Below are 20,562 nucleotides of genomic sequence, written 5' to 3'. Positions count from 1 at the left end.
TACTTAAGTATCAATTGTTTCTTTGTTACCGACATCACGGCGATACCCGATGAATTATGCCGACAAACGTGTGCTGATTATTGAAGATCAGCGCCCGTTTCTTTTGTTATTGCGCGGGCTGCTTAATTCTATGGGCTGCACCGACGTAGTGACCAAATCGTCTGCCGAACAGGCGCTGGCGCTATGCGCTAAACAAAAATTTGATATTATTATTGCTGATCTCCACCTAGGGGCCGAACGCAAAAATGGATTTGAGCTGGTTGAAGAATTGCGTATCAGGCAATTAATCAAACCCAGCAGTATTTTTATGCTGATAAGCGCCGACAGTGCCCGGCCTGTTGTGCTCGGTTCGGTAGAACGCCGGCCTGATGATTACCTAATAAAGCCATTTTCCCAGGTGCAGCTAAAAAACCGGCTAAACCGGGCGTGGCAAAAACGTCAGGCGTTATTGCCAATTTACAGTGCCATCAATGCTGAACAACCGCAGATTGCCATTGACGCGTGCCATAGCATTATTCAGGCAAATACCAATTACCAACATTCCGCCGAACAGTTACTGGTTGAACTGTACTGGCAGGAAGCCCAGTATCAACAAGCTCTGGAGGTCATTAAACCCTACGAGCAGGGGCAAAATGCGCAGTGGGTAAAAACCGCTTTAGCCCGCACCTACCTGCAATTAGGTAAAGCCGAAACTGCGATAGCGTTATGCGACCAGATTTTAATGAAAAACCGGTTCAGCGCGGAAGCCTATGACATTATTGCGCATGCCCGCCAGGCTATTAATGATGGTGAAGCAGCGATAGCGGCCATCAACCAGGCCATCAAACTATCGCCCTATTCGTTGCCGCGTTATTACAGCGCGTGCGATATCGCCCGGCTGAATAAAGATTATATGCTGGCCAGTCAGGCCTGTCTGGCTATCTGGGATTTATCGAAGCGCACGGTACATCAGAATATCGCTCATTGGTGCGGTTATATACGCAGTATGCTCGATGTGGCGGAATATACCGAAGATAAACGTACTCGTAACAGGTATCAGCAAGACGCATTATTACAATTGCAGCGTGGTCGTTTCGATGAAGCGGTCGCTCGAATGTCGGGAGACTTTAATTACGATATCTATGAACAGGTGGTTCTGGCACGGATTGCCACCCTGGATGGAAAAAAGCTCGATGCCAAACGTGCGCTGTTCCAGTCACAGCAGTCTATAGATGCAGGTTATGAAAGCTATCCACTGTATTATGCACCTGACTCACTCAAGGTTATGTTAGAGTTGGGTGAATATGAAGACGCGCAACCCTTAGCCGAACTACTATCGTTACACCGCGACAGCCTGGATCCCAATACCAGTCATGCCGTGGAACTTGCCTCAGCAAAAGCCACCGACAAACAGTCTGCATATTTACAGTTTAATCGTCAGGGTATCAGCCTTTATCAGCAAAATAAGTTTGCTGAGGCCCGGATGGCATTTACGCAGGCCCAGGACTACGCACCAGTTAACACCGGGGTGGCCCTGAACCTGATGCAATGCATTTTAAAGCTGGCAGCGCCGCACAAAAATCCGCCCCGTGAACTCAGTGTGGAATGTAAAAGATTGTGCCGGCTTATTGATGATGTTCCACTTAAGCCGCAGCATCAGGAAAAGTATGCTGCACTGCGTGAGGAGATTAACGAACTGATGATTGAACCTATTGTAAAGCGACGTTAATCATCAGCAAATAACCAATACCGTAGCGCTAACCGCTCCATTGACGAAGCTGGCTCCAGCGTTTTACTGCTTCTGACAGCCATGGTTGGCGCCTTCGATCTGCAGTAAAGCTTCCTTCGCTTTGCTAAAGAACACCACGTCCTTTCCGACATATTTGCTACCCGATGCGCTTCGGGTTTGCGACAGGAGCGTCTGCTTCTCACCCACCTGTATTTCAATAACCTGCGGCCCGACATTCCGCACCGTGACTATGCCGGCCCCCTGGCAAAAATAGCGGGTCAAGTCTGTTGCAGGCTGTTCCGGCATGGCATTGCTGCCGGTCAGGCGCAATACAGGCTGTTGTTCACGGTCTGCTAACACCAGGCTCGACGCATCCGGCTGATAATAGCTATATGCATGTTCTAATGCCAAAAGAAACTGTTGCTCTTGAGTAGCCAGTGCACTAAGACAATTTTTTCGCGTAATGCTCAATTTACCCACGGTGGCCATTCCATCATTCAGATTACCCGCGCCACTAAACTGGTTGCAACCGGTACTGCCCGATACCTGTCCGGTACCCGAAAGATTCAGCGTTACCGGCGCATAGTCTGCCACCGGTTGTTGGTTTATGTGCTGCACCCGCCAGCTGCCGGTAACGGTGTTAACCGGCACGTCAGGCGCTTGTTGCGCGGTGGAGGAACAACCTGCTAACAGGATGCCGGTAAGCAATAACGATGAAATAAAAGCAAAACGTGGCAAAAGAGTATAATCCTTGATGTTGTGTATGGATTCGAGTGTCATAGTATCAGCACTATACACAATAGCCTTTGGGCGGGCTATCGATGGCCCCATAGTCTGGCTCATAGCCTATGTATAGCGCGTGCGCACCGCGGCCGCCGCTTATCTTCACCGCTACTTCTCTGCCATGGTATAAATCACCTGCTGAAACTAACCGCCCTGGCTTAAACCTAAAACCCACCGACGCCGCTGTGCTTAGCATTAATAAGTGACTAGCATTAATAAGTGACTAGCGGTAATTAGCGTGCCAGTGCCTGACTTGACTACTCGTTTAGCGCGTACGACTGAAGATACCGCAGCGCGGTAGACAATACCCTTACCGTACTGGACGCCAGCATTCTTCTGCAAGCAGTGCCCGGCTTACGGTTGGAGCACAGAACCGATTACACCACGCTGGAGACACATAGCTGCTCGGACCATACGGCAAACTCATTGCCACTGGGCTCTAAAAACTGAAACCGGCAACCGCCGGGAAAATCGAACACCGGGCGGCTGATAATACCGCCATGTTTGATAATCTTATGTTGAGTTTGCTCGATTTGCTGGCTGTAAAAGACCAACAGTGCGCCCCCTTTTTCAGTGTGGCTGGCTTGCGCGGCTCGGTAAAAACCACCGCTTAAGACGGGAGTGCTAAACGCGCTGTAGTCAGGCCCATAATCAGTGAAATGCCAATTGAAAACTGCTTCAAAAAAAAGCTTGGTGGCGGCCAGGTCATTGGCGGGCCATTCAACATAATCAAGCTGTTCGTGTTTATGCATGTCGACGCTACCTTCTACCCTAAAACATCTACCCTAAACTATGTCGAAGAAAATCTGTAGCGATAATTTCCGGGCATACCGACTAAACCTACTGCCCTGTGTGGGGCCTCGTCGGGTGCCATAGTTGCAGGGTCAGCAGGAGTAAACATAAATTGAAAGTAACCCCGTTAAACGCGCTGGTCAGATAATAAGGCGCAGCGCAAGCAACCATTATAAACAGTGCTCCGATAGCCGCTATGTTGAGCCATACGGTTATATTAAAGCGATAGGCGGCGATAAAAATCATGCCCCATACCATTTCAGCAGCGCCAGCGGCATATACAAAGCACTGCAGCCAGTCGGCTGGCACCCCCAATAAACGCGCGATATATTGCTCATCCTCATGCTGCATAATGATCTTTGGAACCAGCCCCTGATATATCCAAACCACGCCTATGGTCCAAGCAATAAAACGGTCGGGTAGCCTGTAACCAGTGGTGGCCCTGTGGCCAATAAACCGTTTCATGGTTCTTGCAGCGCTTCAATATCTTCCAACAACTCACTGAGCAGCTCTTCTACATGGTCTTTTTGCTGTGTCGTCATGGTGTCGGCTACCCGGCTTGCCAGTTCAAGATAGGCCTGGCGGTTATGCTGTCGTTGCTGCAGATATTCCGGTGAGCGGTAGTCATCAGGGTTTTGCAGCAATTGAGTTAACTGCTGGCTAAATGCAGGGTTGTCGGCACGCCCGCTAAATAGTTTTCTGGCTTCATTTTGCATAGCGACCCGATAGGCCAGCCAGTTTTCCCGGGTGCTGGTAAAGTGTCGCGCGTATTCACGTATAAGCGCCTGCTGGGTGTCGGTAAGGCTGCCTAAACGTTCCTCAAATTCTTCTTCAATATCTTCACTTATCTGATCATAGCGCGCTTGCGCTGACAGCGCTTTTAACTCATTTAATGAATCCTGTTTCTCACGATTATCTTTACTGATGGCGGCGAACAGGTAGATGACCTGATCGTCAGACAGCTGAGTAGCTAACTGAGCTAACTCTGGCGCAAGTTTGTTCCGCAGGGTAATCAGGTGTGCCTGGGCCTGGTCGAGTTGCTGCGCGATAGTTTGTTTATTGAGTGTATTATTTTGCACATGCTGGCGCAGCTGCTTTAGTTGCATGCTATACAATTGCAGTTGTTCATTACGGTGCCACTCAATCCATTTAGCCAGTTTTTTATCAAAAATGACTTCCTGGCTATCGGTTAATTCAACATAGTCGTCCATATACCAGTAAACCAGCCAATCCAGGTTGTTATACGCCAACCGTGAGGTGCAACCCGATAGCAGTAAAACGGCTATTATTAACCAGTACTTTTTCATACTTATCCTTTTCAATAAATTGGCCATAGGCTGCGCTTATACCGTACTAATAATAGCCGGCTAATGTAGACGTAGCAGCCCATCTGTTTTACGTTAGTATTCCGAATAAAATGAAATACGTAGCATGACCCTGGCGAATAATAATACACGGCCTATTCTATAAAACAGCTTAAAAAGGTTACAGATTATGACCAAACATGTTGCTGTACTCACCTCCGGAGGAGATGCGCCGGGCATGAATGCCTGCATTCGCGCTATCGTCCTGAGTTGCGAGCGCGCCGGTTACCGGGTATCCGGTTTTTTACGTGGCTATAATGGATTATTGGAGCCCGACCGTATTACGCTCACAGCGGAACGTATGCATAACCTTATTCAGCAGGGCGGTACCATTTTACACAGTGCGCGTTGTGAGCGATTTTGTGAGGAGGACGGCTTGAAGCTAGCCGCCCGCCATTTGAATGAAGCAGAAGTCGATACCCTGATCGTTATAGGCGGCGATGGTTCATTCCATGGCGCCCACGCGCTAAAGGCTCACTGGCAAGGTCAGATTATCGGCTTGCCTGGCACAATTGATAATGACGTAGATGGCACAGATGCGACTATCGGTTATTATACGGCTATCGAAACTGCGGTGAACTCTATTGATAAGGTTCGCGATACGGCGGATGCTTTCGACCGGGTATTTGTAGTGGAAGTAATGGGCCGGCATGCCGGTTTTCTTGGCTTAAGTGCGGCCTTAGCCTCGGCATCTGACTTTGTCATTGTGCCTGAACTGTTTAGCGAGGCCCAAGCAACCCTGGCACAGATTCGCCAGCAAATAATGCAACGCCAGCAACGCCGCGGGCCGGTGAGCTATGTGATTGTGTTATCTGAGCATGTGTGGCCTGGCGGGGTCACCCGCCTATGCGAAGAAGTGAGTGATATTACGGGTCTGGAAGCCCGCCCCGTCACCTTAGGTCACGTTCAGCGCGGCGGATCACCGGTCAGTCAGGACCGTATTTTAGCGGTGAAACTTGGTACACATGCCGTCTCGCTGGTAGGCAAGGATGTAACCGATATTATGGTGGGTATAAGTAGTGGTGCAGTAGTGAATGTGCCGCTGCAAACCACCTGGCAAAAGCAAAAGACCCTGGGCGAAGACGCGCGCGCCACCGCCCTGTGTTTAATGAACCAGCGGTATCAGGACTAACCTGATACCAAGGCTCCCCGGCATTACATTTTCATTGCCGCCTTTACTTTGTCGCGGTGGCTGCGACTGACTTTCAGTTCAGTATCATTTTGCAAAATTAAGTGATATTCCCCACTGATATGGCTCACCAGTTTTTTTACAAAACGGATATTGGCAATTGCTGACCGGTGCACCCGTACAAACCACTGCGGGTTAAGCTCCTGCTCCAGCTCTTTCATTGTTTTACGCATAATATGCATCCCATCAAGGGCATGCACACACATGTAATCACCCGCCGCGTCTATCCACTGAATATCCTGCACCGCCACCCTGGTGACTTCCGAGCCGTCTTTAATTGCCAAGACTTCTGGATACGGATTGGCTTCAATCGCTTCACCATTGGCTAATTTGCGCAGTATTTCCTCGCAGTCATCACCGGTCAGGTCCGCAACCAGCGAAGCCAGCTTTCTGGATTGCGAATCCTGATGCTGATTGGTCAGGTATTCACGCACTTTGCTTAGCGCTTCGGTGAGCCTTTCATCGTCTGCTGGTTTCAGTAAATAATCCAGTGCATGCACATCAAATGCTTTGATGGCATAGCTATCATAGGCGGTCACAAAAATTACCAGCGGAATCGGCTGGTTCAGCTCGCGTAGCTTATGAATAACCTGAAACCCATTAAGGCCAGGCATTTGGATATCCAAAAACACCAGATCGGGACGATGTTGGGAGATTGCGCTCACCGCATCTAACCCATTCTGGCACTCGGTTAATACCTCAACATCACTGTGTCTTTCCAGGCGCGCCCGTAAACCGCGGCGTGCTAATGGTTCGTCGTCAACAATAATGGTTTTTATTTTTTGCTCAGTCATGCTTTGCATCTTTTACTTCATAGGGAATCCGCAGTCTCACCCTGACGCCTGTTGGCTGGTTATGCTCTACAGAGAAAGCAAAATTACGATGATAAAGTGACTGCAAACGCTCCCTGATATTTACCAGGCCAACGCCGTTTTCACGAGATAGCTGACCGTCCTTGATATCAGCTCCCGGTCCATTGTCTGCGACGTCCATTAATAAGTCATTGCCGAAGCTGCGGGCGGTTATTGCAAGCCGACCACCAGCTTCCATCTTAGATATGGCATGTTTAATTGCATTTTCAATAAGCGGTTGCAAAATCATGCTAGGAACCAAGGCATTTTCACACCCAGATTCAATATCCCAGTGCACCTCTAAGCGGTCGTCGAAGCGAACTTTTTCAATTTCAAGATACAGCCTGAGGGCTTTGATTTCCTGTTCCAGCGGCACCCGCTTTATGGGGTCGTTATCCAATGAATAACGTAAAAAGTTACTTAATCTTGATACCATGGCTTCTGCCGTATCGTTTTCTTTTAACAGAATCAGTGTTGATATCGCATTGAGTGTATTGAACAAAAAATGCGGATTAAGCTGATAGCGGAGCATTTTAATATGCGCCTGATGGGCCATTGTACTGGCCTTCAAGGCGTTCTGCTTTTCTTTTTGCAGCATCTGGAAGTTTTTAATGCCGAAATACAACCCACTCCAACAGCCAACCATTATCATTGAGTTAATGGTATTGGTGAAATACATATACCAGGCGTCAGGTCGATAGCCGTGCTTGTAGATTTCCCAGTAATTAATATTTTTCACCACCGCCCACAACAGGGCGATGATATAACAGGAAAAAATTACTGCGCCTAACATCTTAAGTGGTGTTAACCGGCGTGCCCAGCGAAACACATAACGCAGCGGCACGGTCATCAACCAGCCCGCATACGCGTTTAGCAGAATGATAAATACCCAGATAGGACGCACATCGTGCAAGAAGGAGCCGATGTAATACACCAGCGCAAAGCCTGCCCACCCCATACTATGCAGGGCCCAGAAAAGTCTTTCGTTACTTTCAAAAAGTCGTTGCCAGCGGCTCACATAACTACCGATTTCAATATTCTTCATGCAATTATACGCATGATAAGCCGCCTACCATGGCACCTTAATCGTAACTCTAGGGGCGCTGGTCGCACCTGGTGGAAGGAGTTAACAATATAAGTGCTAATAAGCAATGTTCATTCGCTTAAGCCAATGCACCCACCACCACGCCGGACCTACGAGTAAAAAGCGTAAATCCTCTAAAAAAGACGGTTTTTTGCCCTCTATTTTATGCCCCGCAAATTGCAGTACCCACATGACCACAAACAATGCCAGGCAGAATTGCCATACACCTATACCAGCCATCTCCAGCAAACTGACCGCGCCAAAACAGGCAATGGTTAGCACTGTCATGGCGGCGCCAATAGGACCTGAAAGCGAAAAATAGTAATACAATACAGGCACCGCGATGACATGCGCCCAGGTTACCTCATATTGGGCCAGCCAATCGGGAACCGGCAACGCCCAGAGCAGGCCTAGCGTAACAAAGTAGATGCTGGGCACGGCAATGGTATGAATAATTACATTGGTGCGATTTTGATGGCTTTCACCGTAACGCGATAATAAATGTTCTATCTGACGCATAAGCTGCCTTCTGTCGTGACTTATCTTAATGCGCCGGCATTACTCGTAAAATAGGCTATATCGTTCCAGCATTGCGGTAACCGCCGATTGTGTTTGTTCGAATTGCAATCCGTAGTAGCGATAGACCTTGTCACTGGTGTGATTTTTCACTTTACTGATAATATTGACGCTTTCCCCTTCCAGTTTATAACGTAATGTTAATGCTTTGTTAAGCTCAAAAGGCGTACTTTGGTGTTTTTCTGCTATTGCCAGGCGGCAGCCCTTAGAAGACATATCCACAATAATGGCCGGTAATTGCTGCTCATCGTCAATCATAGCTTCCACCGAAATACCTAATTGACCGCGTTTTTCCGTTCTCAATCCCTGGGACTGAACTAACTGGGGAAACGACGTAATTACCATTGATAACGGCGTATGCATTAACCGTAACACTTTAACTTTAAACGCGATTACCGTACCGTTATCGCCCTCTAACACATAGCGTACAACCATAGTATTGTCGGGCAGCAATAAATCCCGCAGGGCGGCCCATTTGGCGCTCTGGGGAACCGCAAACATCATGGCATTGGGAATATCCATACCAATATAGTGGGTACGGGCGCGTTTTGGCGCGGTGGGGGTGGTTATCTGTAAATCCACCATCGCTCCGGATTGCAAAGCGCGTAGTAACGCTATGTCCTGTTCAGGTAGCATGACTCAATGATTACCTTACTCATTTTGCTAAAATAATACCTATACCTGATATAAGCATAATTTACAGGTACTGACAAAACAAACCAGGTTGGGCATCATATAGGCATCTTTTCCTATTTTGGTGTTTTATGTCTGATGTTATTAGCCACCCTTATTATGAATTAGCGGTGGGCTCTCGCAGTGAGCATTTATTCGAAGTTAGTCTGACGATTCCGGCTACCGGTCAGCCAGAAACCCGTTTGTCACTACCGGCGTGGATTCCCGGTAGCTACATGATCCGCGATTTTGCGCGTAATATTACTCAGATAGAGGCGGCTACGTGTACCGGAGAGCCGCTTGAGCTGGCGAAGCTCGACAAACAAACCTGGCAGTTTAGCTGCCCGGATGAAGCGGTTATGGTGCGCTATAGCGTATTTGCGTTTGATTTATCGGTACGCTCTGCGTTTATTAATGACCAATACGCATTTTGTAATGGGACATCAGTATTTTTGCAGGTGCAGGGGCTGGAGCAACACCCACACGCCCTCGCCATCCATGATCCCCAGTACCCTGGCTGGATCGTCGAAACCAGTATGCCTCAGGTCAATAACAGCTATCAGTGTGATAGCTATGCAGAACTGATTGATCACCCGATATTCATCGGCGAAGCCATTACGCAATCGTTTGAGGTAGAGGGCATTGAGTTTGTCATGCTGTTTAGCGGTGATGCGCCGGTAGATATCGGTCGTATCTGTGAAGATTTAACACCGGTTTGTCAACATCACCTGGATCTATTTGGTGCGCCCTATCCTACCGACCGTTATATTTTCATGACATTACTGAGCGATACTGGCTTTGGCGGGCTTGAACACCGCAGTTCCACCGCGCTACTGTATCCGCGCTTTGACTTACCCTTACCCGGGGAAACCGGCGTGCGACCAGAGGGTTATGTCACCTTTTTGAGTTTGTGTAGTCATGAGCTTTTCCACACCTGGCATGTTAAGCGCATTCGACCTGAATTAATGATAAACCCGGACCTTGGCCAGGAGGTCTATACCAATCAGTTATGGATTTACGAAGGCTTTACCAGCTTTTATGATGATTTGACCCTTGCCCGCACCGGGCTGATCACCCCGGAAAAATACCTGGAAATTGTAGGCCAGAACCTGACGCGGTTATTGCAGGGCCCGGGCCGTAAAATACAAAGTGCGGCGCAGTCCAGTTTTGATGCCTGGACCCGTTTTTACAAACAAGATGCCAACTCGGTAAACCATATTGTCAGTTACTACACCAAGGGCGGCATTATCGCAATGGGCCTGGATTTACTGATTCGCCAACAAAGCCATAACGCGTATTCGCTGGATACTGTTATGCAGCACCTGTGGCAGGATTATGGTAAGGATGAGCGGGGCACGCCAGATGATGTTATCAGCACCTTGTGTCAGCAAAAACTGGGCATTGATGTTAAGCCTTATCTTGACCAGGTAGTACACAGTACTACGGATGTGGTGCTGGACGACTGGTTAGCCGATATCGGTGTTACCCTGCATTACCGGGCCAAGAATAATGCTGCTGATAAGGGCGGCAATAATATAGGCAACAAAGGCCCCCGGCGCTGGCTGGGTGCCACAGTAAAAACGGCGCCAATGGGCGTAGTCGTTGCGCAGGTGTTTGCCGACTCACCGGCATGTGTGGCGGGATTGCAGATTAACGATACTATCCTGGCAGCCGATGACTTTGTGGTTAACGAAAACTTACTGTTACGGATGCTTAATACCTGGGAACAAACCACGATGGTTATGACGGTTATTCGCGATGGGCGCGTGTTGACCTTGTCGCTACCGGTAGAAGATGCGGCGCAGTATGCTTGCTATTTCACTATTGACGATCGAACCCGGCTGCATCGCTGGTTGGGATTAGCCCAGGCTTAATGGACAGGCCGCAAACAGCAAGGTTGTTTGCGGCTAAGTATGGGTGGCAGCTAACAGCCTATCACGCCGTGCGTGCGGCGTGTTGCTGTATTCCTGGTAGCCCACTCTGGGCGCTAGCATCCATAGGTAGCGGGCGGTTTATAAACGGTGGTCGAGTTACCTGGCCGGAACAAGTAACGCTGGGTCCAGCCGCTGATTGTTTAAATTTAATCGCCAGTCCAAGTGCGCGCCAGTAGCGCGCCCGGTGGCGCCAATTTCACCAATTTGCTCACCCTGTTCCACCGTATCGCCTACCTTGACCCGCATTTTATTTAAATGAAGATAGGTCGTAAATACCCCCATTCCATGGTCAATAATCAATGTATTGCCAGAATAATAAAGATCCGCTGCCAGCGTTACCTTGCCGGTAGCCGGAGCCACCACCGGGGTGCCCGTGGGTGCCCCAACATCTACCCCATAGTGGGGCCGACTGGGCGTACCGTTTAGAATACGCTGGCTACCATACACACCGGTAATGGGTCCTTCAGCTGGCCAGATAAAGCCGGTAAACAGAGCGTCGCCAGCACTGATGGTCGCCCGTGCAGCCGCCACATTGGCCGCATCCTTTCGGATTCTGGCAGTAACCTCAGCCGGCGGTGAAACCATTTTCTGGTCTAGGCCGTCAATGCGCTGCGTGACATAATCCCGTTTAGCTAAATCAAGTGTCCGGGTATGCTGGCTGCCATCGGGTAACTGCCAGGCAAGCGTATGGGTCAACCCTGCATCCCGGTCAAAACCAAAAACAAATTTACCCTGGCCGTTCTGTGTCAAACGCTTACCATCAAGTGTGATCTGGCTACCCACCGGCAGCTGCGCTCTAATTAAACTGCCCTGTGTAAGTCTGCCGTTTAACACCAGTGCCTGGTCGGGATCAGTAGTCGCAGCCAGTGCCAGCGGTGTGCATAATGTAGCGCTTAACACGATTGCACTAGCCACATAGCCACGCAGCTTTGCGAGGCAGCTCAGCATACTTCGTCTCTAACCATTGCCCCTTTACCAACCCCTTCATAAGCCATTACCTGAAGGGTGCTGTCACCGCTGCGTTTTTTCTGCTCTGCAAATACAAACTGTGCCAAGCATTCCACTGTAGAATCGGTTTCGATCACTTCACAGACATTTCGGGCAATAAGCAATTCAAAATAACCTTGCGAAGACTCATAGGCGCAGCAGTAATATTCATCTGGATTATCTACCGTCCCCGTCGCTTGGCGGGCATCATATTCAATAATGTCCTGAGCGCTGATGATGTAAATATCTGCCCAACGCTGCGCCCAGTATTGTTGCGATTCCAGGCAGTCCTGACCATCAATAACGATACCAATTTTTGAACGATGGCCATGCGCTATGCGTTGGCAATTGCCATCATGCTTTTTCAAACCGTGAGTATAGTGATAGTACGGTGTTAATATTTGCTCAGCGCGTAATTTTAGCTCGATACTGGCTACATTATCCGGCAGGTGCGTGGCAATAACCTCCCGCAAATAGTTACCCACCGAGTCCATCGTGACTTCATCAGCATACACAAAAGCATAGGCTTCGGCCGGGCAAAACAGCTGAATGACACTGTGCTCGTTAGTTTCAAAGCGTACTTCTACCTGCTCATCCTGGGTACGGTGAATAACCGTAGAGCCGGTATATTCCAGGGGTACCAGAAGTTTATGATCAACATATTCATCAATCAGTCGCTTCAGGTTCTTTTTCACCTTACCAAAGTCCTGAATCATACTTTCATCGTTCAGATTGCCATCCAGAACGACATCGACAATCCAGCTTTCTCCCACCATGCCCCGGCGGGGGCAAAGGTAAGAAAAGTCCATCACTGTCAGATCGTTTACAAAAAGTTGCATAGTGCCCTTACAGCCATAATTAATTGGAGCCTATTATACGCCAAGCTGCGCATAATCTCATTCATCACTGTCGCTGTGAAAACCGGCTGACTGGCGCAGCAACTGGTCTTTCAGGTTAGGTGGAATACCTTTAATTGTCAGCGTATCGCTTTGCGGATCATAAATCACCCGATCGCCCAGCAGTTTTCGCTCAAAACTTACGCTTACCCCAGCCCCGGCGCCGGTGAATTTGGCTAACTGGCGCAGCGCTGCCGGATCAGGCTGAATCGCTTTTTCCAGCGGCGTGTCCAAACTGTTAGTGAACTGTTCAAACGAATGGCTACTAGCTGAGTCTGCTGGTAAACGTCCAGACAGCTCACTTATCGACAATGACTCACCACTATCAATTTTTTCTTTGAAATAGCTTTTCACTTCATTGCGGTGCTGCTCTTGCTCTTCGCGGTTTAAGCTCTCGCCCGCCAGGTAGGCATCTACCGATGAAATGAGTTGCTTATTTTGCTGCTTAACGTCAACCAGTTCTTCACAGCCGATAAAGTCCATAAAAAAGTCGGAAACTTTGCGGCCCATGCGCCCTTTAATAAAGCTAACATAGCGTTGTTGCTCGGGCTGCACCTGTAATTGGGTTAAATCGATTCTCACCGCCAGTTGCATTTTCGCTAAATCCAGATGTTCTTTAGAGGTTAATTCCAGCGCCTGATTAACCTCAACGTGGGCGCGGGTATTTAATAATGCAATCATCAGATACTGGGTGGCTAAATACTCGTACTGACAAAAAATTAAAAATCCCGTTTCTACTGAGCCCGTCTCTATCAAAGACGTAATTAGCCGATGAGTAGCAGACAATGACAAGCTATGGAATTTATCTTCCAGATCATCCTGTCCCTGATTCTGCGCAGCAATAAACTGTCCCAGTTCGGTGGCAAAACCACTCACGTCCTTCCCTGCGGCGTCATCTTCGCCGGGCGCCTGCTCCACAAAATGACCTACACCCTTGCCTGGCTTGGAATTGAAACTGTGATTGATCTGATGCGCCAGGTGCTCAATTTCCGGCGTAACCGTCAGGCAGGCATTGCGAGGTATCGCCTGGATTTTTTCCTCTTCGTTGACAATCAGACGATGAACAACGAAGTGGTGAATCAGTGCACTCATAGTAAAAATGGCATCCTGTTGTTTATTTTTTGAAACTTAAGAAAAGGAATTAGGGGAATTATGAATGAATGATTGTTATCACTCAAACAACGATTATAATCCTTGTATCTATCTTACCATTCTTTTTATTAAAGATTTCAGCAAAAGAGGCGTAACAATGCCCCAACAGAGCCGTTACCAGAACGCGGACTTCGAAGCGCTAATGAATAAAGTTATCCAGACTCTGGATGACAACCAGGCCGATCGGGACTTATCCCTGATGGTACTGGGTAATGTCATTACGCATATTTTCCAAACCCAGGTTAAGCCAGCAGACCGGGCCGCAATGGCCGAGAAGTTTGCCGGTGTGCTGGTCAAAAGTATCAAACAATAACGCTGCCTGATCATGATTTTAGCTGAATCACCCCGTCGTCAGCGGGTTACCAAGTTAGTTAACTGGGGGCATTGGTTTGCTTTGGCCAATATTGCCATAGCGATTACTATTGCGTCGGTTTTTATCTTTTCCTCGCCCCTGCCCGATACGGTGGTTGGTACCGGTTTCTTGTTTGCAAACTGGTTTGGTCATATCAGTTTTATGACCTTCTTTGGCTTTGTTATATTTGTACTACCGCTGTGCTACCTGGCAGTGAGCCCGCGGGTGATTAAAACTGCTGCCTCGATTATTGCTGCAGTAGGTCTGGCTTCGCTGGCTTTTGATGCACTGCTGTTTAATCGTACCGGCTTTCATATCAGCTTTAACTCCGCCCCCTTGTTAAAGACCGAGGCACAAACCCAAATCAGTCAGTTCAGTATGCAAGACTGGGGTTTTCTGGCGATGTTATTTATTGTCTGGCTGGGTTTTCAGTTAGTTCTGGCTAATGCTATCTGGAAACGTATTGAACGATTACAGAAAAAACACATTGGTACCCCGGTTTCCAGTTTCTTTATTGTGTGCTTTGTTGCCAGCCATGCTATCCATGTATGGGCAGATGCCCAGCTGTACCAGCCCATTATTAAACAGGATAATATGTTTCCGCTGTCTTATCCGGCTACGGCGAAAACCACTATGTCGCGGTATGGTCTGCTTGATTTAGTCAGCTATCAAGCGCGTAAACAACTCCAGTTTGATCCACAGATACACAAAATCACCTACCCGCTTAAGCCGGTGTATTGTTCTGTTGAGCCTGCGCACAATCTTACCCTTATTGTACAAACGGATACTGCGCCCATTGAGGCGCTAAACACGCTGCCGTCACTGCGTACCCTGGATAACTATTTCTCCAGTGCCTCGTCTCTGGAGGGGTTAATTATGACGACCTTATTCGGGGTGCCGGAAATATATGAAGATACACTGGCCAAAGAAAATCCGGTAATGCTTGCGCTGCCTGTAGCGCAGGGCATGTCGGTGTCGATTCATACTGATGCGCCGCTACCCAACGCGTTACTGGAAGGGTTCCGCCAGCCGATAAGTAATGATCACAAGGGGCTTCATCTGGCTTTCTTACCGGCCACGCAAATAGATGACTACCTAAGTGAAAGCTTGCTGGCCCAAAGCGATGTGATTATCGCCCGGGGATTCAACCCTGGCAGCGAGGCGGCTAAAGGCCAACTGCATACGAATATGAACCTCAAAGGTGATATTGCCAGTACCGAAGATTTGGCTCCGACAATATTAAATGCGCTGGGCTGCGCCGCGCCGGCCAGCTTTTATTCTACCGGCCGGGACCTTACACAGCCGAACCGAAGCTGGTTGGTAAGCACCACCGGCGAAAAAGTGATTGTGATGCACGCCAACCAGCGTATAGAAGTATTAAGTAATGGTAGTTATGACATTACCGATATTACAACCGGTCAACGCAGCACAGACAATCTCAATGTTGATTTGCTGAGTACGGCGATTAAGCATCTGACCCGTTTTTCGACGCCGCAATAATGGCTGGGATCAGCGGGGTGACTGCGGCCACTGAAGGGGCGTGAAATACGTTGCTTTGGCCTAACGTTGCCTCCTGCGCAGGCGTAGCATTGATGTAGCACTGCGCAGGCAGGCCAGCGGCGGCGCCGGCTTGAATATCACGCCAGCTATCTCCTAACAGGACACTGCTGGACAATTCTGCATTTAAGTCTCTGGCTGCCGCGAGTAACATACCGGGGGCAGGCTTTCGACAATCGCATAACTGTTGATAGTTGCCCTGCGCGTGCTCAGGGTGATGCGGACAATAATAGACCGGAATATAGGGCAGGCCCTGGTCGGTAAAGGCGTTTTGCATCCACTCACACAGTGCTGCAAAATCACTCTCGCTGTAATAGCCTCGGCCGATACCCGATTGATTCGTCACAATTACTGGTAAAAAACCGGCATTAACGAACTGGTGAATAACGGTGAAAATACCCGGTATAAAGGTAAAGTCGGCGGGTTTTCCAACATATCCGGTATCGTGATTTATCACGCCGTCACGATCCAGAAAAAGCAGTTTTGGGTGTGGTTTTGGCTCACTCACTGGTGTCTACCCGCCACACTCTTACCACAAAATCAGCTGTCACCGAAGTCAACATACGGCCCATTTCGGCACGCTTATGTTCGCTTAATTTCCATACATAGGGCGTCATTCCCAATAACGCACTACAAATCGAAACATCGCTAAGATCTACTGTAAAACCTAATGCAGACTCTTCAACCAGCTGCCACGGCGCCGGTAGCATTGATGGGGCACTATGTTGCTGTGGGTTATCGTACACTTTTGCTTTAAGCTCACTAAGATGAGCCGGGCCCGGATCCACCGTAACTAATATACCTTCACTGCTAAGTATCCGACGGTACTCTTGTTCACTGCCAGGGGCAAAAACTTGTAATACAACATCCAGACTGGCATCGGCCACCGGCAAAGCAAAGGAACTGGCCACCACAAAATCGGCCTGAGGGTAACGCCTGGCGGCCATTTCAACCCCCGCTTTTGCAATATCACTGCCTGCCGCCGTGACCGGTACGCCGGCCTGCTGTAAATACGTGGCAATAAACGCCACATAGCTGCCCTCGCCGCATCCTGCATCATACAGCTGCACTGGCGTGAGGCCCGCTGGGAGGTGTTTCACCACACATGCTCCCAAGTGTTGCATTAGCGGCATATACCCCTGGGCCAGATGGAATGCCCGGCGAGCTTGTAACATCGCTTTGTCATCGCCCGGATGACGAGATTTTTTATTCTGGACGGGGAGAAGGTTTACATATCCGCTTTTAGCCTGGTCAAAGCTATGACGGTTATCACATTGCCAGGTCGTGCCTGAGGTAGTTAAAGGATGCTGGCATAAGGGACATTGCCACATAATACATCTAACGCCTTAAAGAGCTTTCGTGCGTGCGATGCTAGCAGATTAGCCAGCAAAAACGAAGCAAAGCAAAGTGGCAAAATGCCTGGCTTCGTATTGGCTGTGTTCAGTTATAGCTTACCAAATAAGGTAAAGATACTGGAGAAGTCTTTATCCTGGTTTCCCTGCAACTGATGTAACCGATAAAGCCCTTGCGCCGCGCTGGCCATGGGGGTGGCAGAGCCAGTAGCACCGGCAGCGTCCATAGCCAGACTAAGATCCTTATTCATTAATTTCACCATAAAACCACCCGCGTAGTCGTTACTACTTGGTACATTAGCCATGACCTCAGGGCAGGGATTGTATTTTTGTAAGGTCCAGTTACATCCTGAGCTTTGCAGCATGATGTCGCTAACAACCTTGGGATCCAGACCATTGGCAATCGCCAGCTGTAATGCCTCACTGGTGCCGGCCATCAACACGGCCAGTAGCATGTTATTGCATATTTTGGCTATTTGCCCTGCTCCCATGGGGCCGGCATGGAATAGGTTTTTACCCATGCACGCCAGTATTGGCCGGGCCCGTTCGATTGCTGTGTCATGCCCGCCCATAATAAAGGTTAATGTACCGGCGGCAGCGCCAGCCGTGCCCCCCGAAACCGGGGCATCAACAAACTGATGACCAGCCTGCTCTACCGCTTCACCCACCAGTTTAGCGGTACTGGCATCAATAGTACTGGAGTCAATAAATAAGGTGTCGGGACGGGCCTGGGCAATGATACCGGTATCCGATAGATAGAGGCTTTTAACATGCGCGGCAGCCGGTAGCATACTGATAACAATATCTGCCTGACGCACGGCTTGCCTAGCGTCAGTTGCGGCAGTAGCGCCCTTGTCACATGCCCGCTGAACCGCTTCGGGTACAAGGTCAAACACCACCACATCTAACTGATGGCTGAGCAGATTATCTACCATGGGCGCCCCCATGTTGCCTAAGCCAATAAAGGCTATTTTCTTTGATGTTATATCCATGCTTATGCTCCTAAATCAGCCAGGGGATGTTGCTGAACATCCCATATATCAGCAAAAAAGTGATTTACCACCGTGGCAGGAACGGCGTCGATGGCAGGGTATTTCCAGGCAGGTTGATTGTCTTTATCAATCAATAATGCCCTCACCCCTTCCTGCAGCTCGCCAAATTCCCCGCAGCGACAAGACATCGTCATTTCCATTTTAAAACAGTCAGCCAAGGACATGGAGGCACCGCGTTGAATTTGTTCAAAAACCAAATGGGTGGTAATCGGCGAGCCTTTTTCCAAGGTTTGCTGGGCCCGTTGCAGCCACTTATCGGCGGTACTGTCTAAGGACAAAATCTGCTTTGCTATCACGCTAACATCGTCGGCCTGACACGCCAGGTTAATCGCCTCAAGATGCTCTTCTACCTGCCCGTCGATACGTTCATCGATAGCCACATTGTGTTGGCCAATCAGTGCGCTAAGCTGGTCATGAGCGGTCAGCGGGCTGAACACGGTGCGCTGCAGCGCGTCAAGCACCTGCTGTTTAGCTAATGTATCGCAGTAATAATCAGCCAGGGTTAAAAAGCAGGCGTCAGTTGCATTAATGCTGGCTCCGGTAAGGCCTAAGAATAAGCCGCTATGCCCCGGTAACCGCGGAAGAAAATAACTGCCTCCGACATCCGGGTATAAGCCAATTGTAATCTCTGGCATCGCCAGTCTGGAAGCTGGCGTAACCACACGGTGGGACGCGCCATTCAGCAGCCCCATTCCCCCACCCATCACAATACCATGGCCCCACACCACGACAGGTTTTGGAAATGTATGAATTAGGTGGTCAAGCCGATACTCCAGGGCGAAAAAACGCTGGATAAAGTCAGGCACTTCGCCGGGCGCCTGTTGCATTGCCCGGTACATGGATACTATGTCGCCCCCTGCGCAAAACGCTTTATCACCTGCAGCATCAATAAATACCAGCGCAACCTCTTCACGATGCGCAAACTCGGTTAATGACGTCAGCATTATTTGCGCCATGGTTAAGTCCAGCGCATTAAGCGAAGCCGGCTTGTTTAACGTAAGTTGCCCGGCAATTTTGCCGTCCGGTAAAGGAATTTCAGTAACCTGAACTGGGGCCATGGCATTATCTTGCTGCATATTATCTCCTTGCTACCACTTATAGTATTTCCCGCTCATCAGCCAGCAAACGCCGACCGATAATCAGCCGCATAATCTCATTGGTGCCTTCCAGTATCTGGTGCACTCGCACATCGCGCATATGTCGCTCCAGCGGGTATTCTTTGATATAGCCATAACCGCCATGCAATTGCAGTGCTTCGTTACATACGCTAAACCCGACATCAGTAGCAAACCGCTTGGCCATGGCGCAATAGGTCGTCCGGTCGGTATCTTTATTGTCGAGTTTAAATGCAGCCAGGCGCACCAGATGACGGGCAGCGACCAGCTCGGTAGCCATATCTGCCAGTTTAAACTGCAATGCCTGAAAAGCGGCTAACGGCTTGCCAAACTGCTCGCGTTCTTGCATGTAATTACGGGCAGTATTTAAAGCTTGTTGTGCCGTACCGATAGAACAGGTGGCAATATTAATCCGGCCGCCATCAAGGCCCTGCATCGCCATTTTGAAACCGTCTCCGGGTTCACCTAACAGCCAGGCTCGTTCTACCTTCACATCTTCAAATGTGATCATGCGAGTTGGCTGGGCGTTCCAGCCCATTTTTTCTTCCGCCTTACCGTAAATCACCCCCTCACAATCCGCCGGTACGGCAAAAGCAGACACCCCGGCAGCGCCCTCGCCCCCTGTGCGCGCCATGACTACCAAAACATCGGTACTGCCCGCCCCGGAGATAAACACTTTTGCCCCATTAAGTATAAAACCATCGGCGGTGGCGGTGGCGGTGGTTTTTAACGATGCCGCGTCAGAGCCGGCACCCGGCTCAGTCAAGCAATAGGACGCCAGCTTTTCGCCCGTAACTAAGTGTGGGCACCACATCGCTTTGGCTGTCGTACTGCCCCAGGTGGCGATCATCCAGGTCGCCATGTTATGGATCGTTAACATGGCGGTGGTAGTGGTACACCCCATAGCCAGTTGCTCAAAGATAATTGCTGCATCAAGGCGGGATAAGCCCAGGCCTCCTTCAGTTTCAGGCGTATACAAACCACAGAAACCGAGTTCTCCGGCCTGCCGAATCTCAGCGACAGGAAAGTGGTGTTCTCTATCCCAACGTGCGGCATGGGGATAAAGAACCTGTTGAGCAAACTGCTTTGCGGTTTCGGCAAACGCTTGTTGGTCTTCACTAAGCGTAAAATCCATAATAACCTCCG

At 49.4% G+C, this 20,562-nt stretch carries 21 protein-coding genes; 5 read left to right on the top strand and 16 right to left on the bottom strand.

Annotated elements, in window-relative coordinates:
* Positions 1–49: 49 nt before the first annotated feature.
* Positions 50–1,708, top strand: coding sequence for a response regulator (locus D0Y50_RS09255; protein WP_108568002.1), 1,659 nt, complete (start codon positions 50–52; stop codon positions 1,706–1,708).
* 63 nt (positions 1,709–1,771) lie between these two features.
* Here the strand turns inward: D0Y50_RS09255 and D0Y50_RS09250 are convergent, their stop codons facing one another.
* From D0Y50_RS09250 to D0Y50_RS09235, 4 genes are all read right to left on the bottom strand, one after another.
* A complete protein-coding gene (locus D0Y50_RS09250; RefSeq protein ID WP_170145475.1) occupies positions 1,772–2,446 on the bottom strand; it encodes an META domain-containing protein in 675 nt (224 codons plus the stop codon).
* A 422-nt stretch (positions 2,447–2,868) separates the two neighbouring features.
* Complete coding sequence (locus D0Y50_RS09245; protein WP_108568000.1) at positions 2,869–3,243, bottom strand: VOC family protein; 375 nt, start codon at positions 3,241–3,243, stop codon at positions 2,869–2,871.
* Positions 3,244–3,331: 88 nt separating this feature from the next.
* Complete coding sequence (locus tag D0Y50_RS09240; protein ID WP_108567999.1) at positions 3,332–3,748, bottom strand: DoxX-like family protein; 417 nt, start codon at positions 3,746–3,748, stop codon at positions 3,332–3,334.
* Positions 3,745–4,590, bottom strand: a complete 846-nt coding sequence (locus D0Y50_RS09235) for a DUF6279 family lipoprotein (RefSeq protein ID WP_108567998.1) — start codon at positions 4,588–4,590, stop codon at positions 3,745–3,747. The genes D0Y50_RS09240 and D0Y50_RS09235 overlap by 4 nt, the downstream gene beginning before the upstream one ends.
* A 187-nt stretch (positions 4,591–4,777) precedes the next feature.
* Here D0Y50_RS09235 and D0Y50_RS09230 point away from each other — a divergent pair, with 187 nt between their 5' ends.
* Positions 4,778–5,779 (top strand): 6-phosphofructokinase, encoded by a 1,002-nt coding sequence (locus D0Y50_RS09230; protein WP_108567997.1) that lies wholly within the window; start codon positions 4,778–4,780, stop codon positions 5,777–5,779.
* Positions 5,780–5,802: 23 nt separating this feature from the next.
* Here the strand turns inward: D0Y50_RS09230 and D0Y50_RS09225 are convergent, their stop codons facing one another.
* From D0Y50_RS09225 to D0Y50_RS09210, 4 genes are all read right to left on the bottom strand, one after another.
* Positions 5,803–6,630 carry a LytR/AlgR family response regulator transcription factor gene (locus D0Y50_RS09225; RefSeq protein ID WP_108567996.1) on the bottom strand — a complete coding sequence of 276 codons (828 nt, stop codon included), beginning with the start codon at positions 6,628–6,630 and terminating at the stop codon, positions 5,803–5,805.
* Complete coding sequence (locus D0Y50_RS09220; protein WP_108568102.1) at positions 6,623–7,705, bottom strand: sensor histidine kinase; 1,083 nt, start codon at positions 7,703–7,705, stop codon at positions 6,623–6,625. Before D0Y50_RS09220 ends, D0Y50_RS09225 begins: the two co-directional genes overlap by 8 nt.
* A 123-nt stretch (positions 7,706–7,828) precedes the next feature.
* Positions 7,829–8,290: an Mpo1 family 2-hydroxy fatty acid dioxygenase gene (locus D0Y50_RS09215; protein WP_108567995.1), complete on the bottom strand. Its 462-nt coding sequence runs from the start codon at positions 8,288–8,290 to the stop codon at positions 7,829–7,831.
* 39 nt (positions 8,291–8,329) lie between these two features.
* Complete coding sequence (locus tag D0Y50_RS09210) at positions 8,330–8,983, bottom strand: flagellar brake domain-containing protein (protein WP_117316590.1); 654 nt, start codon at positions 8,981–8,983, stop codon at positions 8,330–8,332.
* A gap of 128 nt (positions 8,984–9,111) precedes the next feature.
* Between D0Y50_RS09210 and D0Y50_RS09205 the strand changes: the two genes are divergently transcribed.
* Positions 9,112–10,893, top strand: coding sequence for a M61 family metallopeptidase (locus D0Y50_RS09205; RefSeq protein WP_117316587.1), 1,782 nt, complete (start codon positions 9,112–9,114; stop codon positions 10,891–10,893).
* 156 nt (positions 10,894–11,049) lie between these two features.
* On the opposite strand, the gene D0Y50_RS09200 is transcribed toward D0Y50_RS09205, so the two are convergent.
* Genes D0Y50_RS09200 through yejK form a run of 3 tightly spaced genes read right to left on the bottom strand, consistent with a single transcriptional unit; the run spans position 11,050 to position 13,928 of the window.
* Positions 11,050–11,901, bottom strand: a complete 852-nt coding sequence (locus D0Y50_RS09200; RefSeq protein WP_108567992.1) for a M23 family metallopeptidase — start codon at positions 11,899–11,901, stop codon at positions 11,050–11,052.
* Positions 11,895–12,779, bottom strand: a complete 885-nt coding sequence (locus D0Y50_RS09195) for a 6-carboxytetrahydropterin synthase (protein ID WP_108567991.1) — start codon at positions 12,777–12,779, stop codon at positions 11,895–11,897. Before D0Y50_RS09195 ends, D0Y50_RS09200 begins: the two co-directional genes overlap by 7 nt.
* A gap of 57 nt (positions 12,780–12,836) precedes the next feature.
* Complete coding sequence (gene yejK / locus D0Y50_RS09190) at positions 12,837–13,928, bottom strand: nucleoid-associated protein YejK (RefSeq protein ID WP_108567990.1); 1,092 nt, start codon at positions 13,926–13,928, stop codon at positions 12,837–12,839.
* A gap of 157 nt (positions 13,929–14,085) precedes the next feature.
* Here yejK and D0Y50_RS09185 point away from each other — a divergent pair, with 157 nt between their 5' ends.
* Both D0Y50_RS09185 and D0Y50_RS09180 read left to right on the top strand, forming a co-directional pair.
* The gene (locus D0Y50_RS09185) at positions 14,086–14,301 is read left to right on the top strand and encodes a YejL family protein (protein WP_108568101.1); all 216 of its coding nucleotides are present in this window, start codon (positions 14,086–14,088) and stop codon (positions 14,299–14,301) included.
* A 12-nt stretch (positions 14,302–14,313) separates the two neighbouring features.
* Positions 14,314–15,840 carry a DUF3413 domain-containing protein gene (locus D0Y50_RS09180; protein WP_117316585.1) on the top strand — a complete coding sequence of 509 codons (1,527 nt, stop codon included), beginning with the start codon at positions 14,314–14,316 and terminating at the stop codon, positions 15,838–15,840.
* Here D0Y50_RS09180 and D0Y50_RS09175 read toward each other — a convergent pair.
* The 5 genes from D0Y50_RS09175 to D0Y50_RS09155 form a co-directional block, all read right to left on the bottom strand.
* The gene (locus D0Y50_RS09175) at positions 15,806–16,405 is read right to left on the bottom strand and encodes a D-glycero-alpha-D-manno-heptose-1,7-bisphosphate 7-phosphatase (protein ID WP_117316583.1); all 600 of its coding nucleotides are present in this window, start codon (positions 16,403–16,405) and stop codon (positions 15,806–15,808) included. The two genes, D0Y50_RS09180 and D0Y50_RS09175, sit on opposite strands and share 35 nt — an antisense overlap.
* Positions 16,398–17,228 carry a putative RNA methyltransferase gene (locus tag D0Y50_RS09170; protein WP_117316581.1) on the bottom strand — a complete coding sequence of 277 codons (831 nt, stop codon included), beginning with the start codon at positions 17,226–17,228 and terminating at the stop codon, positions 16,398–16,400. The genes D0Y50_RS09175 and D0Y50_RS09170 overlap by 8 nt, the downstream gene beginning before the upstream one ends.
* A 113-nt stretch (positions 17,229–17,341) precedes the next feature.
* Positions 17,342–18,241, bottom strand: coding sequence for a 3-hydroxyisobutyrate dehydrogenase (gene mmsB / locus D0Y50_RS09165; RefSeq protein ID WP_108567986.1), 900 nt, complete (start codon positions 18,239–18,241; stop codon positions 17,342–17,344).
* Positions 18,242–18,243: 2 nt separating this feature from the next.
* Positions 18,244–19,377 carry an enoyl-CoA hydratase/isomerase family protein gene (locus tag D0Y50_RS09160; protein ID WP_117316579.1) on the bottom strand — a complete coding sequence of 378 codons (1,134 nt, stop codon included), beginning with the start codon at positions 19,375–19,377 and terminating at the stop codon, positions 18,244–18,246.
* A gap of 19 nt (positions 19,378–19,396) precedes the next feature.
* Entirely contained in the window at positions 19,397–20,551 is a 1,155-nt protein-coding gene (locus D0Y50_RS09155) for an acyl-CoA dehydrogenase family protein (protein ID WP_117316577.1), read from the bottom strand.
* Between the last annotated feature and the right edge of the window lie 11 nt (positions 20,552–20,562).

Source organism: Salinimonas sediminis (genome assembly GCF_003429285.1).
GTDB classification, from domain to species: Bacteria; Pseudomonadota; Gammaproteobacteria; order Enterobacterales; family Alteromonadaceae; genus Alteromonas; species Alteromonas indica.
This window is presented reverse-complemented; position numbering and strand designations above follow the sequence as displayed.